Consider the following 15615-nt stretch of genomic DNA (forward strand, 5'->3'; position numbering starts at 1 on the left):
TTTGTAGGTAAGTTTGATGCCTCACTCCTGCAGGGGTGAGGCGCTTTTGTTTGCAGCTGATTTCGATGAGAGTAGATATATGAAGATCAAGGTCGTAGCCATAGCGAAAGATGAAGCGGCCTATCTGCCAGAATGGTGCTTTCATCATCTATATTTCGGATTTGATGCTTGTGAAGTATGGTTGAATAATATTACTGACAATTCTCATGACATATGTAAAGAGCTTGAGTCCATCACACATGGAAAGTTTAAGTCGATATTAGCGGATGATCTACTCGAAAAATGTTTACAGGAAGGTCTGAACTTTCAGACAGAAGCTTATAATGTTGCATTTGGCCAAGCTCGCCGCCAAGGATTTAGTCATGTGCTCTTCATTGACCTTGATGAACTTTGGACTCCTCAAGATTTCATGTCTTCAGTAAGTAAGTATTTTTCTGATCATGATATGGGGCGAGCAGGCGTTGTATCTTTCAACTGGTTGATAGATACTCCACACGATTTAAGAGAAGCTTTTTCTAGACCATATACAAACCTTATGTGGATGCATGCTAATCGTCATGTGAAGAGTATTGTCAATACAAGCGCCTTAGTAGATCGTGTAAATATCCATACAGCCAAGCTTAAAAAGAATGATTATTATTGCCTAGAAGATAGTAGCTATTTTGACCTTGTTGATGATGATCAACATGCTCGCGCTCTAATTAGTAAAGATAGATTCGAGCTTATAAGGAATGAAGTCCCTAAAGCATTTATTTATCATCGAATTTATAGGTCACAGCATGAGTATTTATCATCTCTAGATAAGGGCCGTCGCCATGCTTCCAACGACCGTAGGCCTTTCAAAGTGAATCGCTTAGGATATCGTCCTGACTTTAAATCAGCTAGAGCTAATCGTTACGATATAGACCAAAATAAACTAAATGACTACGAATGGGCTTGGTGTAAATTTAGGACGAGTAACTTGCTTGAAATGCAGTTCGATGCAAGGCGCTTTATTACTGATAGATATGAACGTGTAGTCGCTAAATTACAAAGTGATAGTTTTTATTTGTTTGCTAGGTATCAGGGTTTATTTCATACTGTTACTGATAAGAAAATACAAGAGCTACGTAAGGTTTTAAATTGGGGGAATCGTCCAGAAACAGTGAATTATGTGATAATAGAATCAGCTATTATTTCTGAAAAAAAACTTAGGCTAACTGGGTACGGGTTTAATCTTCATTCAAGGAAAAAAATATTAGAAGCAAAAGCAGTGTCAACATCAGGGCAAGAGTATGACCTTTTAGTGACTGCTTGTAGGCCTAGCATATCTGCTGATCTCTTTGATAAACTACCCGAAAATTGTGGCTTCAATATGGAATCTTTGAATGAATGGGAAGGTAAGTTGATGGCTCTAAAAGTAAAAATTGGGTCTGTAGAATATGTTGTGCCTAACATATTTTACCCTTCATCTATAATGTTGCCAGGTGCCTAATGTTATTCGTACATATTCCCAAGACTGCTGGTACCAGCTTCCGAGAGAGTATTGAAGATGTAGTCGCCTCTCGGTCTCGTCGTTTCCGAAAGGTCGAGCGAGATTATGGGGCCGGTGCTGGAGTCACTACTGCTGCTGTCAAGGAAGCCACCTATGGTCTCAAGGATGTCAGCCGCCTGATCATCAAGGCACCAGATATCACCTTCATGACGGGACATTATTCTATCATGCGATACTTGCCTCATTATGGCATTGGTAGAGTTTGCACCTTTGTGCGAGACCCTGTGTCTCGCGTCGTTTCCGAATATCTACATGCCCGTCGTCACCATGGTGCCACTGATGATTTCGAGGCGTTCTATCGCCAGCCAAACATGCAAAACCGACAATGGAAACTTCTCGCAGGGCAACCTTTGGGGTGTATGGGAGCCGTTGGCATTACGGAGCGATATGAAGAGTCATTGAAAGTCATCAATGCTCGGTTTGATTTGCGGCTGGAGACGCGTACCGCCAATGCCAATTCTGCTACGCGTGATGAATATAAGGACTTGATCAATCTTCATCGTGAGTCAATTGAGAAAATAAACAAGCAAGATCTACATCTTTATCGTCAAGCGAACATGTTGCTGGATCGTCGATTGAAGGTTCTGGCGATGGGGGAAGCTCCATTGGCTTATCGCACAGACAAGCACCCGCATGCCATCAGTGGATATGCCTGGTGGCCAGATTCTGATGATATGGTAGAGCTGGAAGTCTGTCGTATTGACGCTGAAGGCAGATATGCTATGGCGGTGGATGGTATCCTGGCCAAGGAGTTTTCGGTTGAGGCGCATGGATTGAGAGCTCCCAGAAAAGGTTACGTGGGATTCAGGTTCGGAACAGGGCATCTCAAGCCGGGGCAATACTGTTTGAGAGAAGTGACAAGTCTTCAGATAGTACTTGATTTCAAGCAATGAACAAATTGGTGGTGTCTATCTTGTCATTCTTCTATTCCAGATTTGAGCGTTGTTGGGAATCATTGTTTTCCATCCGTCAGCAGCCTGATTTCGATCAATATCGTGACATCACTCCTGACCCGGATTCTGATGGTCTATTGTCCGTGTCTGATGATCCTCAAGTGATATTGCAGTCAAGAGCCTGGCTCCCTGGTTGGTACATGCTGGAAGCGACGGTGCTACATGCGACCGCTGCGAGAGAGTCAAGACTGTATCTCAATGAGGGAAACGGATACTCCATTGAAAATAGTGTCTCATTGCCTATCAAGAATGGCCGGATTTCCAAACGCATCATCCATATCGGCAAAAGTGGTACGCGGTTGAGGTTTGATCCTGTCGACGCTCCAGGAAGCTTTAGAGTGGAGCATCTGCGCCTGATCTTGCTCACCCCCGGCTTTGCTCGGGATCGTATCCGAAAGCGTGTCGTGCGGCTGCATCATGACTTCAGAGGAATGTCTCTTGAAGACATGGTGAATCAACTTGCTACGCAGTATCACGCTCATGGCTATCAGACCTCTGAAGAATGGTTGATGGCCTGTTATGCCGATACCTTCCACAATCGCCGTGGCCAAGGGGATTATCAGGCCTGGATCACAACGAATGAGGCACCTGTAGAAGAGAGGCCTTTGGCTCGTGAGCCGCTCATTTCCATCCTGGTGCCTGTCTACCGACCTGAACTCGAGAACTTCCGTGCCTGCATGGATTCCGTACTGGCACAGAGTTATCGCAACCTTGAGATTTGCCTGGTAGACGATGCCTCCGGAGATGAAGAGTTGACTCGCACTCTTGAAGAATACCGGGTGCGCGACGAACGGGTTCGAGTCGCCGCTCATGATCGCAATCAACATATCTCTCATGCCAGCAACACGGCTCTGGATATGGCGACAGGAGATTTCGTCGCGCTGCTTGACCATGATGACATCCTTGCACCTCAAGCGCTGTATTTCGTGGCACAGGCCATCAATGAGGCATCTGAGGCCTTGGTGTTCTATTCTGATGAAGACAAGCTGGATGAGCGGGGCCGACGCCATGATCCTCACTTCAAGAGCGGTTGGAACCCTGACTTGTTGCTATCTCAGAATTACTTGTCTCACCTGGGAGTGTATTCGACGCCATTTGTGCGGAAAGTCGGTGGTTTCCGGGCTGGGTATGAAGGGAGTCAGGACCATGATCTCGCATTGCGGGTAACGAATGGCCTGTCCGCAGCGCAGGTTGTTCACATCCCCAGGGTGCTTTATCACTGGCGTGCCGGTAAAGGGTCTACCGCGTTGGATAGCGGGGCGAAGGAATATACCAGTCAAGCGGGACTCAAGGCCGTGCGTGATCACTTGGCACAGTCTTCGTTACCCGCGTCTGTCACTCCCGGAAGCCTGCCTAATACCTACCGCGTCACGTGGCCTGTGAGAGGGCGGCCTCTTGTCAGCTTGATAGTGCCGACCCGCGATGGTGTGGATATCCTCAAGCCGTGCGTCGAGGCCTTGTTGGAGAGAACATCCTATACGCACTTCGAGCTTTTGATATTGGACAATGAATCCACTTGCAAGAAGACCTTGTCTTTCATGCAGGAAGTCAGTCAGCGTGACTCACGGGTGAGAGTGCTGCAGTGGAATCATCCTTTCAATTATTCTGCCATCAATAACTTTGGTGTGAGCGAGTCTCGTGGCGAGATCATCGGGCTGATCAACAACGATATCGAGCCCATCAATGCCGATTGGCTGGATGAGATGGTGGGGCAAGTACAGCGTGAAGAGATTGGCTGTGTCGGCGCCAAGCTGTATTACCCCAACAATACCGTTCAACATGCCGGAGTGATTCTTGGTATCGGCGGTGTCGCCGGCCACGCCCACAAGTATTTTCATAGATCGGAAGCCGGTTACTTCTCCCGGTTGATGCTGACGCAGAACCTGAGTGCCGTCACGGCAGCTTGTCTGTTGGTCAGGCGCGAGGTCTTCGAGGCTGTTGGCGGACTCAATGAAGAGCATCTTGCTGTTGCCTTCAATGACGTCGATTTCTGCTTGAAGGTGAGAGAGGCTGGCTACCGTAACCTCTGGACACCTTACGCGGAACTCTATCATCACGAGTCAGTCTCTCGCGGTCAGGATGACAACCCCGATAAGCAGGCACGGGCACAGCGAGAAGTCTCTTACATGCTGGACAATTGGGGCGATCAGCTGACGACGGACCCTTACTACAACCCCAACCTGACTCTCGTCCACGAAGACTTTTCGTTACGCTGAGCAGGGCACTGTCCCGTCATGCCTGTAGCTGCCTATTGAACACCGTTTCGCAAGGATCGCCATGTCCCGTTCACGATTTCTGCTCAAGGCTCCCCTGTGGGGCCTTGCGCTTTTCACCGGTGCCAAGTCCTTCATCGCCAATCCGCTGATCGGAAGTGAGCGTCTGAATCGCCGCGGACTGCACGTCTGGCGAGTGAAGGCGGCGTCTCGGATCATGCGCTGGCGCATGGCCATGCTCAGTCGCGGCGTGCCGACAGCGGAGCGTGAGGCCTATCTGCGTGATGGCTACCTGCTCAAGCAGAACTTCCTGTCGCCAGAGCTGTTCGCGCGGCTCAAGGCGGAGCTTGACACCGTGCATGATCACGGTCCCGGTGAGGTGCGTGAATGTTGTCAGGGGGATACTCGTACACATCGTGTATTGCTGGACCCGGAGACCCTGAGCGAGCTGCCGGTGGCTCGGCAAGTGCTGGCTGACCCACAGCTCAAGCGTCTGCTGCGTTTCTGCGCTGGCCATCGTCGCCTGCCCATCGTGCATCTCGAGAAGGTGTTCAATGGCGCCCGCGAGAGTGATGAGGCAGACCCGCAGAAGTCCCTGCACGTGGATACCTTCCAGCCGACCATGAAGTTCTGGCTTTACCTGGAGGAGGTGAGCGAGCGCAACGGGCCTTTCATGTTCGTGCCTCAGTCCACGCAGTTGAACAAGGGCCGACTGGATTGGGAATATCACATGAGTCTGACGGCGCGTGAGCATGCCAATCGCTATACCCAGCGAGGGTCCTTCCGGGTCGAGGAGTGCGCACTGGCTCGCTTCGGTCTCAATGCGCCTACGCTGTTCAAGGTGCCTGCCAACACGCTGCTGATCGCGGATACCTTCGGTATGCACGGCCGTGGCCCTGCCGAGGCGGGCAGTTCGCGTCTGGCGCTGTGGGGAATGAGTCGCACGACACCCTTCCTGCCGTTGCCGGGGCTGGGCGGCGAATGGCTCAATCGCCTGCAGTATCGTGTGCTCAAGGCGGAGCGGGCGCGGGATGACAAGCGTGCTGCAGCGCGTGGTGTCGAGTCTTCCTGGCATGTCGTGACACGTGACTCCTCGCGTGCGCAGGACCCGTCCTGATGTCGGCCGAAGCTTCACCCTTGGCAGGTGTGCGGTGGGTCGTGCTCAGCGATGGTGCTCGACCCACCGAAGATATCTACTTTCTTGAGTCGGCCGCACCTGCTCTTCGCCAGCAGGGGGCCATCGTCGAGCGTTTCGATACACGCCGCTACCACCTGCCTACGCGATGGGCATTGCGGCGCCTGGCGGGCGCCAATCTGCTGATCGTGCGCTCTTTGGGCGAGCGCTGGGTGCGTCTGCTCGAACGTCATCGTGAGCGCTTCGGGCGTATCGTCTATCTGATCGACGATGATCTTGGCGCCGTGACCCGTACCGCTGGATTGCCTGCCGCCTATGTCGCGCGTTTGAGCGGCTTGGCGATGCGTCAGCCCGCACTGCTTGCGCTCGCGGATGAGGTAGTGGCCTGCTGTGAGGCGCTGGTGGCCCAGCTTGGGCGAGAGCATGCCAATGTCTCGCTGCTGACACCGCCAATGCTGACGCCGGAAACTGAGCTGGCCGATTTCACTCAGTCTGACTGGACCATCGGTTACCACGGTACCCGTGCGCATCGTGATGATATCGCGCACCTGGCGCCGGCACTCACGTCAGTGATGGCATCACATCCCCAGGCACGCCTCGAGATCATGATGGGGCGGCACGTGCCTGAATCATTTTGCGGTATCGCACGGCTGGAGACCCCGGAGGCGCTGCCCTGGAAGGCCTTTCAACAGTACCAGGCGACACGCCGCATCCAGATCGGCCTCGCGCCGCTTCTGGAGACGCCGTTCAATCGTGGCAAGTCGTGGATCAAGTTTCTCGATATCGCCGCGATGGGCGGTGTCGGTATCTATAGTCGTCGGATGCCGTATGACGGAATCGTCGAGCATGGCGTCGATGGGCTGCTGGTCGGGGACGACCCCAGCGAGTGGCGGGCAGCGCTGGAGCAATTGCTGGCTGACCCAGCCGCCACGCAGGCCATGGCAGAGCGAGCATTGCAGAAAGCCCGAGATATTGGCGCTGTAGAGGCGTGTACGAACTTCTGGCGTTCGCGCTGACTTCAGCGAGATGATCCCAACCCACGAGGCCCGCAGCTTACCCTGCGGGCCTTGTCGTTTCTGGTCTTGGGGCCGTCCAATCTGCCACTGCCAGCGACGATTCAGCGCCCAACGCAGGTAACACGTTGATTACATCCGCTACACACCAGCAAAATTTGAGTGGTGTGATGCCCAGAAATCATTAAGCTCAAAGTAAGCGTCCCAGAGTCAGTGTGTGCTCTCGCTCGCGCTTGTTTGGCGGTAACGCCGAACGTGCCGGGACCATGAATGCCTCGAGTAAAGGAGACTGACATGACCGCCTTCCCGACCACTCCTCGTTGGATCGTACTCAGTGATGAAGCCCAGGCGCTGGAAGATATCTACTTCTTCCTGCCTGCCATGGCCGCGTTGCGCAAGGAAGGCACACGTGTCGAGCGTTTTGAAACCCGCTGCTGGAAGTTCTCCCCCAATCTTGCCCAGGCGCGCCTTACCGGCGCCTGCCTGCTGATCGCGCGTAGCCTGGGGCGGGAATGGATCGAGATGCTGGAAACACACCGTGAGCAGCACGGTCGTATCTGCTACCTCGTCGATCATCTGTATTCGCCTGAGCTGCTGTCAGCGGAGCAGGGCAATGCCACCCCTGAAGCAGGCTCTGAGGCTGAAGCGGCTCAGTTGCAGCAGCGATTGTTTGCGCTGGCGGATGAAATCGTCGTGGTCAGCGAGCAGCTGGAGGCCGCTCTGGCGAGTCTGTATCCCAAAGTCAGCCTGTTGACGCCGCCACTGACCGGCAAGCTGCCGGATCTTCACCATCTCGAGCAGAGCGACTGGTGCATCGGCTTTCACGGCACCCTGGCGCATCGTGAGGACATCCTCACGCTGGCCCCGGTGCTGCGCGATATCCAGACCCGGCATTCGGACAGTGAGGTGGAGTTGATGATGGGTCGTCATTTGCCGCTGGCGCTCAGCGATATTCCACGCCTCAAGACGATGGAGGCCGTCAGCTGGGAGGCCTTTCAGGATTATTGCTCGCGGCGTCGGATCGCCATCGGTCTGGCGCCCTTGATGGAAAACTCCGACAATCGCGCCGCCTCCTGGCTGCGGTTTCTCGATATTACCCGCATGGGCGGGGTGGGTATCTACAGTCGCCGGGCGCCCTATGTGGATCTGATCGAGGACGGCGTCGATGGCCTGTTGGTGGGGGATGATCCGGCAGAATGGACAGCCGCCCTCGAGCGCCTGCTGGGCGATCGTGATGCGACGCGTGCCATGGCGCACAACGCGCAACACAGGGCCCATGAAGTGGGCGACCCGCTGCGGGTGCTGGATTTCTGGCGTGCGCGTTCGACGGTGGCGCGTGCCCGCTAACGGAGTCGTCTGTAATGGCCTGCTATAGATCGCCGAAACGAGATAGTCCAGACGAGAGAGCCTGACCGAAATGCCCCGATCCAACCACTGTTTGCTCAAGCGCCGTGCCCCTCAGGGGTGCGGCGCTTTGTTATGATCTAGCCATCTTTTCGTTCTGAGTCATTTGCCCTGTTGAAAGGAGTGCTGCATGGCCGCCCCCGAGTTACCCGATGACTTGCCAAGCGCGACGTCGCAGTCGTCACAGAAGGATGCCGAGGTGGCGCACAGCCAGCGTCTCGCGAGCCCAGCGGTCGCTCGCAATCGTGACGTGATTCTCGATGTTCTGCGGGATGTGCTGGCACAGCGACGTCAGGTGCTGGAACTGGCCAGTGGCAGCGGCGAGCACGCGGTGCATTTCGCCTACGGATTGCCTCATCTGGAATGGCAGCCCAGCGATGCCAGCCCGCGTGCCTTGGAATCCATCGCGGACTGGCGCGCCGAGGCCACCTTGCCCAACCTCAAGGCGCCGCTCACGCTGGATGTGCAGGCCGAGTGGCCTGAGATAGCCTGCGATGCGCTGGTGGCGATCAATCTGATCCATATCTCGCCGTGGCGGGTCACATCCGAGCTGATGTTGCAGGCCGGTCGCCGTCTCCCGAAGGACGGTGTGTTGTATCTCTACGGTCCCTACAAGAGGTATGGTCAGCACACGGCGCCGAGCAACGAAGGCTTTGATGTGCAGCTCAAGAGCCGCAACCCGCTATGGGGCGTGCGTGATCTGGAAGCGGTCATCGAGGAAGCGGAGCGCAACGGCTTGCGGCTCGACAAGGTGATCGAGATGCCGGCGAACAATCTGAGTGTGGTCTTTCGGCGTTAGCGCTGGCGATGGCCGTCAGTAGGCCGTCAGAGGTGGTGAGTTCATCTCATGCGACCCATTCACTACGACAATGCCCCGTCCTGTCGCCAGGTCGGGGCATTGTCGTGTATTGGCGAAGGAAATGCGGCTGCACGGTAGTGCGCAAGCGCTTGAATTCCCGACTCACCTTCAATAAGGGCCGCTATCTATCTACCTATATATGTATTGATGCTTCCAACCTGACTGACATCAAACGGGGAATACCACAGCCCCTCCGCCGCGCAACGAATCTTATAAGGCATCCTGCTTGCGTAGGCTGAGTGCAACGGGGAGACGCAAGCGGAAGCGATAGCGCCGGCCTGGGAGTTGGTCCAGTGGGCAGTGCCGAGAAAGGTGGCGTTTACCGGGGCGGACGTTTCCAGGCGATCGCTTCCGAGAGGCCGAGCACGTTTGCCATACATCAGGGCAGCGCAAGGTCGGTAACTCACGCGTCTGGCGTCTCGCCGCCGTCGTCTTCCTTGAGCGAGCCTTCTGCCAGAGGGGATGAGAAAGGTTGCGGGTCGTGAGAGGCAGACCTAGCGTCACTTTCCATAGTAAAGGGCAGCAGGGCTGACAACAGGACCGCCGCGAACAGCGAGAACAAAGAATCGAAGTGTTTCATGCGCATACCCCTCTAGACCGTGAGTGTGTCTACAGAGCCTATGCCGCCCAAGGCGTGATTACCTTTCGGTAATCTCGATATGGGCTAGTGGCGCAACCGATGTCACCCCCTTCAGGCGTAGTAACCGAGGTATCAGCGAGCGTCGGGTTCTCGCTCGGTATCATTCCAGTCGATCACATGGCTGATGATCTTCCAGCCGGCCTTGCGTGCCGCTTTCTCGGCATGGATGCGCGCTTCCATTCGCGAGATGCTGTCGGTCTGCACCGTGAAGGGCACTTCCAATGCCAGTCGCTTCTGCTTGACGCCAAGCGTCACCCGCAGTCCCTTGAGGGGAGTGGTGGTCTCTCTGGCGCGTGGTGCTTCAGGACGGGCGCGAGGAGCGGTCTCTCGGGAGGTTGAACTGGCGGTTCTGTTGGTACTGCGCACGAACTTGTCGAGTTCGCGTTTCATGCTTTCTTCGAATTGGTCGACTGACATGTCACTCATCTGGGTAACCCCGTTTGATCAAAGGAATTCACATCTGAAGCAGCAGGGAATCAACACACATAGGTGGTGATGACTTGCGAGATTTCGGTAAGGCGCGTCTTGCCGGTAAATTCAAACCTCACCGTACCGAGTGCCGAGAAATAGATCGTGAGCTCTGAATCAAGATCAAAGGTGCCGGAAGTTTCGATGGAATAGGTTTCAATCTTCTTGTAAGGGAGGGAGGTGAAGTCTTTCTTGCTGCCCGTCAATCCTTGAACATTGACAGCGATAATACGCTTGTTGGTAAACACGACCCCGTCACGCATTGATTTATAGGCTGATATGATTTCTTCGCCATCGATCAGCAGGTCATTGACGCGTTCGGCATATTCATCGTTCTGTTTGAGTTTGAAAAAGCCTTTATTATTGAAATCTATCATTGTATTACCTTGTGATTCGACAGTGCTGCCATCTGGGGATACTTCGCTAGCGCATGAGCAGGGGCCATCCCTCGGCCTCTGGCGGGACATGCGGCTTTTTCAGTATCACGACTAGAATAATCCATCCCGCGTCAAGGGAGTAGCCCCGCGCCCTGACACCAGAGCTCCGAGGCAATCAAGTGTGCTGCATGGCCGTGCAAGAAGGGAGAACGTCGGAATGCACACCTGCCACTATGGTCAGCATGACGCTTGCTGTCCGATCTCGGGAGGCCACCTTCCTTCACTCGGACGGCCAGACTTCTTCGAGACTTTGCAGGGCGGCTTCGACACAGGGTTCGTGTTGCTTGTCGTGGCGCCACACCACACTCAAGGCGCAGGGCAGGCGGGTATCCGGCACGATATTGAGGCCACGTTCCTGACGCTCGGCCAGCGCCATTACATCACGGGCCAGTGTCAGCCCGACGCCGGCGCGCACCAGGTCCAGCATGCAGACTTCCTGATCCACCTGCGCGACGCGGTGGGGGCTGCACTGACTGTCACGCATGGCATGCGCCAGCAGGCGTGAGTGAACGGAATTCTCAGGCGTCACGATCCATGGCAGGGCGGCCAGGGAGGGCCAGTCAGTCTCCGTCAGGCGCGATGACCAGCCGCTGGGGGCGAGAATGAAATAGTCGAAGAATGCCAGCTCGCGATAACAGAGGGAGTCATCGCGTGGGCCTTCTCCGGGGGGAGCGAGGTAGAAGCCGATTTCCAGTTCATTCTGGCGCAGCGCCTTGAGGACGCAGCCGCTCATGCCGTGATGGAGTTCCGTCTCCAGATTGGGTGCGCGTTCCAGCAGATGGCGCAGCAAGCTGCCCAGACGAATGAATTCCGGATCGACGATGGTGCCGATGCGCAGCTTGCCGCGCACTGTGCTGTGCAGTGCCGCGGCGGCCTGCTCGAAGCCACGTGCGCTGGCCAGGGTCTTCTCGGCACTGGGCAGCAAGGCCTGGCCATCGGCCGTCAACAACAGGCCATGGGGGTGACGCTCGAACAGGCTCAACCCCAGACCTTCCTGCAATTGCTTGAGCTTGAGGCTGATCGCGGGCTGGGTGAGGTGCAATGCCTGCGCCGCTCGCGACACGCTGCCGGTGCGCGCCACGGTGACAAAGGCGTTGAGTCGGGACAGATCCTGCATCGGTGACATCCATGTGTTTGGCATTTTCTGGCCGGCGAGAGACGTGCTGCTGGCCCTGCATCACGCATTGTGGCCTGAATGCGTTCTCTGCCACCTATTGGCCATTGGTCGCGGTAAGCCGTGTTCACCCGGGACAGGCCTCGTGATCGAAGCGCCTGCCGCTGTCGGCACTCCCTCCTTCATTTTCGTTGTAACTGATTGATTATAAACGCTTGAATGTTGCTCTGGTTCTCGAGGAAAGAGGAGGAGTTTCCGAGCGAAATCGGATATCAGCAATCGTTATATCTCACCCAAGAATTACTCAATTGCACCCTGCGCGTGGCGGCGTAATTTCATGAACACCTGCTGATGGCATGTCCTCGTTCGTCATTGACCAGGCGAAGGACCTTCAGCGCCAGACATGTGCATGACACAGGCTTATTCCTATAAAACACCGCCAGCGGAGATCAGCACCATGACGATAACAGCCAACGCTATCCAGCATTTCATCAACGGCCAGGTGACCCGAGGCGATTCCAGTGCCACTCAGGATGTCTTCAATCCGGCCACCGGCAAGGTGACCGGTCAGGTCGCGCTGGCACGCAACAGTGATGTCGATGCCGCCGTGGCTGCTGCCGACGCCGCTTTCCCGGCCTGGGCCGACACGCCGCCGATTCGCCGTGCCCGAGTGATGTTCAAGTTCCTCGCACTGCTCAACGAGCACAAGGACGAGCTGGCGGAAGCGATCACCCGCGAGCACGGCAAGGTATTCACCGACGCCCAGGGCGAAGTGGCACGCGGCATCGATATCGTCGAATTCGCCTGCGGTATCCCGCAGCTGCTCAAGGGTGACTTCACCGACCAGGTCAGCACCGGTATCGACAACTGGACGATGCGCCAGCCGCTGGGCGTCGTTGCGGGCATCACGCCGTTCAACTTCCCGGTGATGGTGCCGATGTGGATGTTCCCGGTCGCCATCGCGGCAGGCAACAGCTTCGTGCTCAAGCCGAGCCCGCTGGACCCCAGCGCCTCGCTGATGATGGCGGACCTGCTCAAGCAGGCGGGCTTGCCGGATGGCGTCTTCAACGTGGTGCAGGGCGACAAGGATTCCGTCGAGGCGCTGATCGATCACCCCAAGGTGCGCGCCCTGTCCTTCGTGGGCTCGACCCCGATCGCCAACCTGATCTACGAGCGCGGCGCACGTCACGGCAAGCGCATCCAGGCACTGGGTGGCGCCAAGAACCACATGGTGGTGATGCCGGACGCCAACCTCGACAAGGCGGTGGATGCCCTGATCGGCGCGGCCTACGGCTCCGCCGGCGAGCGCTGCATGGCCATCAGTGTCGCGGTGATGGTGGGCGATGTGGCGGACACCCTGGTGCCGCGTCTGGCCGAGCGTGCCCGCGAACTCAAGATCAAGGACGGCATGAACCTGGACGCCGAGATGGGGCCGATCGTCACCCGTCAGGCGCATGAGCGTATCTGCGGTTACATCGAAAAGGGCGTCGCGGAAGGCGCCGAGATGATCGTCGACGGGCGTGAGTTCTCCGGTAACGACATCGGCGGCGACAGCACTGAAGGCTTCTGGATGGGCGGCACGCTGTTCGATCACGTCACGCCGGACATGACCATCTACAAGGAAGAGATCTTCGGCCCGGTCCTGGCCTGTGTTCGCGTGCCGGACGTCGCGACCGCCATCCAGCTGATCAACGACCACGAATTCGGCAACGGCGTGAGCTGCTTCACCGAGAGCGGCAGTGTCGCGCGTGAATTCGGGCGCCGCATTCAGGTCGGCATGGTCGGCATCAACGTGCCGATTCCGGTCCCGATGGCCTGGCACGGTTTCGGTGGCTGGAAGAGCTCCCTGTTCGGGGATACCCACGCCTACGGAGAAGAGGGTGTGCGTTTCTATACCAAGCAGAAGTCCATCATGCAGCGCTGGTCGGATTCCATCGATGCCGGTGCCGAATTCGCCATGCCGACGGCCAAGTAAGTCGCTCGCGACTGGGCCATCTGCACTGTCGCCATCTGCATCGTAGTCATCTGCATTCTGGTTACCTACCAGCATACGCCAGCTGTCTGGAGAGGGACGCGCCATGTCAGACAACAAGAACAACCCGCATCGATCCCCGGAGGGCGAGCAGGACGCTCGCCCCGCCAAACCGGGCGACGATCTCTCTGAATTCGATTACATCATCGTGGGCGCCGGTTCCGCCGGCTGCCTGATGGCCAATCGCCTCAGCGCCAACCCTGACCACCGCGTGTTGCTGGTCGAGGCGGGCGGACGTGACAACTACCACTGGATTCACATTCCGGTGGGCTATCTGTACTGCATCAACAACCCGCGCACCGACTGGATGTTCCGCACCGAGCCGGACAAGGGCCTCAACGGCCGTTCGCTGATCTATCCGCGCGGCAAGACGCTGGGCGGCTGTTCCAGCATTAACGGCATGATCTACATGCGCGGCCAGGCGCGGGATTACGATCACTGGGCCGAGGTGTCCGGCAATGACGAGTGGCGTTGGGAGCAGTGTCTTGCTGACTTCATGCGTCACGAGGATCACGCGCTACTGGATGACGGCGCCAGCAGTGACCCCGGGCAGCGTGACTTCCACGGTCACGGCGGGGAATGGCGCGTCGAGCGTCAGCGCCTCAACTGGGAAGTGCTGGATGACTTTGCCAGTGCGGCCGAGCAGGCCGGCATTCCGCGCACCAAGGATTTCAATCGCGGCAGCAATGAAGGGGTGGCCTATTTCGAGGTCAACCAGCGGGCGGGTTGGCGCTGGAACACGGCCAAGGCCTTCCTGCGCCCGGCGCTCAAGCGCAGCAACCTGACGCTGTGGCACTCCACCCAGGTCAATCGTCTGCTATTCACTGGCGGCGAGCAGGGCATGCGGGCTGAAACAGGGGCGGCGAAAGAAGCTACCGATCTGCGCTGCACGGGGCTGCAGGTCGTGCGTGATGGCAAGGTCATCAACCTCTCGGCGAAGCGTGAGGTCGTGCTGTGTGCCGGCGCCATCGGCTCGCCACATCTGCTGCAGGTTTCAGGTGTCGGGCCCAGGGCACTGCTGGAGGAACACGGCGTCGAGGTGGTGAAGGACCTGCCCGGCGTCGGCGAGAACCTGCAGGACCACCTGCAGATCCGCTCGGTCTACAAGGTCACCAATGCCAAGACCCTGAACGCCATGGCCAGCACCTTGCTGGGCAAGATGGGCATCGGCATGCAGTACCTGTTCAAGCGTTCCGGGCCGATGAGCATGGCGCCGTCACAGCTGGGGGCCTTCACGCGCAGCAGCGATGACTACGCCCATCCCAATATCCAGTACCACGTCCAGCCGCTGAGCCTCGAGGCCTTCGGGCAGCCGTTGCATCCCTTCCCGGCGATCACCGCGAGTGTCTGCAATCTCAACCCCACCAGCCGTGGCACGGTGCGTCTGCAGAGCGCCGACCCGCGTCAGGCCCCGGCCATCGCGCCCAACTACCTGAGCACGGAAGAAGACCGCAAGGTCGCGGCCGATTCCTTGCGGGTCACGCGGCGCATCGCCTCCCAGCCTGCCTTTGCGCGCTACAAGCCCGAGGAGATCAAGCCGGGGGTCGAGTACCAGACTGATGAAGAGCTCGCCAGGCTAGCCGGCGATATCGGCACCACCATCTTCCATCCGGTGGGCACCACGCGCATGGGGCGCGCGGATGACCCGATGGCGGTGGTCGACAGCCGTCTGCGTGTGCGCGGTATCCAGGGATTGCGGGTGGCGGATGCCGGCATCATGCCGACCATCGTCAGCGGGAATACCAACTCGCCGACCCTGATGATCGCGGAAAAAGCCGCGGGATGGATCCTGAACGCACAGTAATACGCCACG

Annotated in this window: 13 protein-coding genes; 9 read left to right on the forward strand and 4 right to left on the reverse strand. The window is 57.1% G+C overall.

Annotated elements, in window-relative coordinates; all coding sequences use genetic code 11:
- Window positions 1–79: 79 nt before the first annotated feature.
- The 7 genes from QD280_RS06400 to QD280_RS06430 all read left to right on the forward strand — a co-directional run bounded on the left by QD280_RS06400 (window position 80) and on the right by QD280_RS06430 (window position 9051).
- On the forward strand, window positions 80–1474 hold the full coding sequence (locus tag QD280_RS06400) for a glycosyltransferase family 2 protein (protein WP_279838673.1): 1395 nt from the start codon (window positions 80–82) through the stop codon (window positions 1472–1474).
- Window positions 1474–2427 (forward strand): sulfotransferase family 2 domain-containing protein, encoded by a 954-nt coding sequence (locus QD280_RS06405; RefSeq protein WP_279838675.1) that lies wholly within the window; start codon window positions 1474–1476, stop codon window positions 2425–2427. Before QD280_RS06400 ends, QD280_RS06405 begins: the two co-directional genes overlap by 1 nt.
- Window positions 2424–4703 carry a glycosyltransferase gene (locus QD280_RS06410; RefSeq protein ID WP_279838676.1) on the forward strand — a complete coding sequence of 760 codons (2280 nt, stop codon included), beginning with the start codon at window positions 2424–2426 and terminating at the stop codon, window positions 4701–4703. Before QD280_RS06405 ends, QD280_RS06410 begins: the two co-directional genes overlap by 4 nt.
- A gap of 61 nt (window positions 4704–4764) precedes the next feature.
- Window positions 4765–5817: a phytanoyl-CoA dioxygenase family protein gene (locus QD280_RS06415; RefSeq protein WP_279838677.1), complete on the forward strand. Its 1053-nt coding sequence runs from the start codon at window positions 4765–4767 to the stop codon at window positions 5815–5817.
- Window positions 5817–6851, forward strand: a complete 1035-nt coding sequence (locus QD280_RS06420) for a glycosyltransferase (RefSeq protein ID WP_279838678.1) — start codon at window positions 5817–5819, stop codon at window positions 6849–6851. The genes QD280_RS06415 and QD280_RS06420 overlap by 1 nt, the downstream gene beginning before the upstream one ends.
- A 291-nt stretch (window positions 6852–7142) precedes the next feature.
- The gene (locus QD280_RS06425; protein ID WP_279838679.1) at window positions 7143–8195 is read left to right on the forward strand and encodes a glycosyltransferase; all 1053 of its coding nucleotides are present in this window, start codon (window positions 7143–7145) and stop codon (window positions 8193–8195) included.
- Between the two features lie 187 nt (window positions 8196–8382).
- Complete coding sequence (locus QD280_RS06430) at window positions 8383–9051, forward strand: DUF938 domain-containing protein (protein ID WP_279838680.1); 669 nt, start codon at window positions 8383–8385, stop codon at window positions 9049–9051.
- Window positions 9052–9514: 463 nt separating this feature from the next.
- Here QD280_RS06430 and QD280_RS06435 read toward each other — a convergent pair whose 3' ends face one another.
- From QD280_RS06435 to QD280_RS06450, 4 genes are all read right to left on the reverse strand, one after another.
- Window positions 9515–9691, reverse strand: coding sequence for a hypothetical protein (locus tag QD280_RS06435; RefSeq protein WP_159055698.1), 177 nt, complete (start codon window positions 9689–9691; stop codon window positions 9515–9517).
- Window positions 9692–9823: 132 nt separating this feature from the next.
- The gene (locus QD280_RS06440) at window positions 9824–10141 is read right to left on the reverse strand and encodes a hypothetical protein (RefSeq protein ID WP_279838681.1); all 318 of its coding nucleotides are present in this window, start codon (window positions 10139–10141) and stop codon (window positions 9824–9826) included.
- 86 nt (window positions 10142–10227) lie between these two features.
- Window positions 10228–10596, reverse strand: a complete 369-nt coding sequence (locus QD280_RS06445) for a PH domain-containing protein (protein WP_054557116.1) — start codon at window positions 10594–10596, stop codon at window positions 10228–10230.
- Window positions 10597–10876: 280 nt separating this feature from the next.
- Complete coding sequence (locus QD280_RS06450; protein ID WP_279838682.1) at window positions 10877–11773, reverse strand: LysR family transcriptional regulator; 897 nt, start codon at window positions 11771–11773, stop codon at window positions 10877–10879.
- A 460-nt stretch (window positions 11774–12233) separates the two neighbouring features.
- Here QD280_RS06450 and QD280_RS06455 point away from each other — a divergent pair, with 460 nt between their 5' ends.
- Entirely contained in the window at window positions 12234–13745 is a 1512-nt protein-coding gene (locus tag QD280_RS06455) for a CoA-acylating methylmalonate-semialdehyde dehydrogenase (RefSeq protein WP_279838808.1), read from the forward strand.
- Window positions 13746–13848: 103 nt separating this feature from the next.
- Window positions 13849–15606: a GMC family oxidoreductase N-terminal domain-containing protein gene (locus QD280_RS06460; protein ID WP_279838683.1), complete on the forward strand. Its 1758-nt coding sequence runs from the start codon at window positions 13849–13851 to the stop codon at window positions 15604–15606.
- The last annotated feature ends 9 nt before the right edge of the window (window positions 15607–15615 follow it).

The organism is Cobetia sp. 1AS1 (genome assembly GCF_029846435.1).
Lineage (GTDB): Bacteria > Pseudomonadota > Gammaproteobacteria > Pseudomonadales > Halomonadaceae > Cobetia > Cobetia amphilecti.

Excerpts from the sequence above, each read along its gene's own strand:
- QD280_RS06435 (WP_159055698.1), bottom strand. The coding sequence starts at position 9,691 with ATGAAACACTTCGATTCTTTGTTCTCGCTGTTCGCGGCGGTCCTGTTG.
- QD280_RS06445 (WP_054557116.1), bottom strand. The coding sequence starts at position 10,596 with ATGATAGATTTCAATAATAAAGGCTTTTTCAAACTCAAACAGAACGAT.
- QD280_RS06420 (WP_279838678.1), top strand. The coding sequence starts at position 5,817 with ATGTCGGCCGAAGCTTCACCCTTGGCAGGTGTGCGGTGGGTCGTGCTC.
- QD280_RS06430 (WP_279838680.1), top strand. The coding sequence starts at position 8,383 with ATGGCCGCCCCCGAGTTACCCGATGACTTGCCAAGCGCGACGTCGCAG.
- QD280_RS06410 (WP_279838676.1), top strand. The coding sequence starts at position 2,424 with ATGAACAAATTGGTGGTGTCTATCTTGTCATTCTTCTATTCCAGATTT.
- QD280_RS06400 (WP_279838673.1), top strand. The coding sequence starts at position 80 with ATGAAGATCAAGGTCGTAGCCATAGCGAAAGATGAAGCGGCCTATCTG.
- QD280_RS06425 (WP_279838679.1), top strand. The coding sequence starts at position 7,143 with ATGACCGCCTTCCCGACCACTCCTCGTTGGATCGTACTCAGTGATGAA.
- QD280_RS06440 (WP_279838681.1), bottom strand. The coding sequence starts at position 10,141 with ATGAAACGCGAACTCGACAAGTTCGTGCGCAGTACCAACAGAACCGCC.
- QD280_RS06405 (WP_279838675.1), top strand. The coding sequence starts at position 1,474 with ATGTTATTCGTACATATTCCCAAGACTGCTGGTACCAGCTTCCGAGAG.
- QD280_RS06415 (WP_279838677.1), top strand. The coding sequence starts at position 4,765 with ATGTCCCGTTCACGATTTCTGCTCAAGGCTCCCCTGTGGGGCCTTGCG.
- QD280_RS06460 (WP_279838683.1), top strand. The coding sequence starts at position 13,849 with ATGTCAGACAACAAGAACAACCCGCATCGATCCCCGGAGGGCGAGCAG.
- QD280_RS06450 (WP_279838682.1), bottom strand. The coding sequence starts at position 11,773 with ATGCAGGATCTGTCCCGACTCAACGCCTTTGTCACCGTGGCGCGCACC.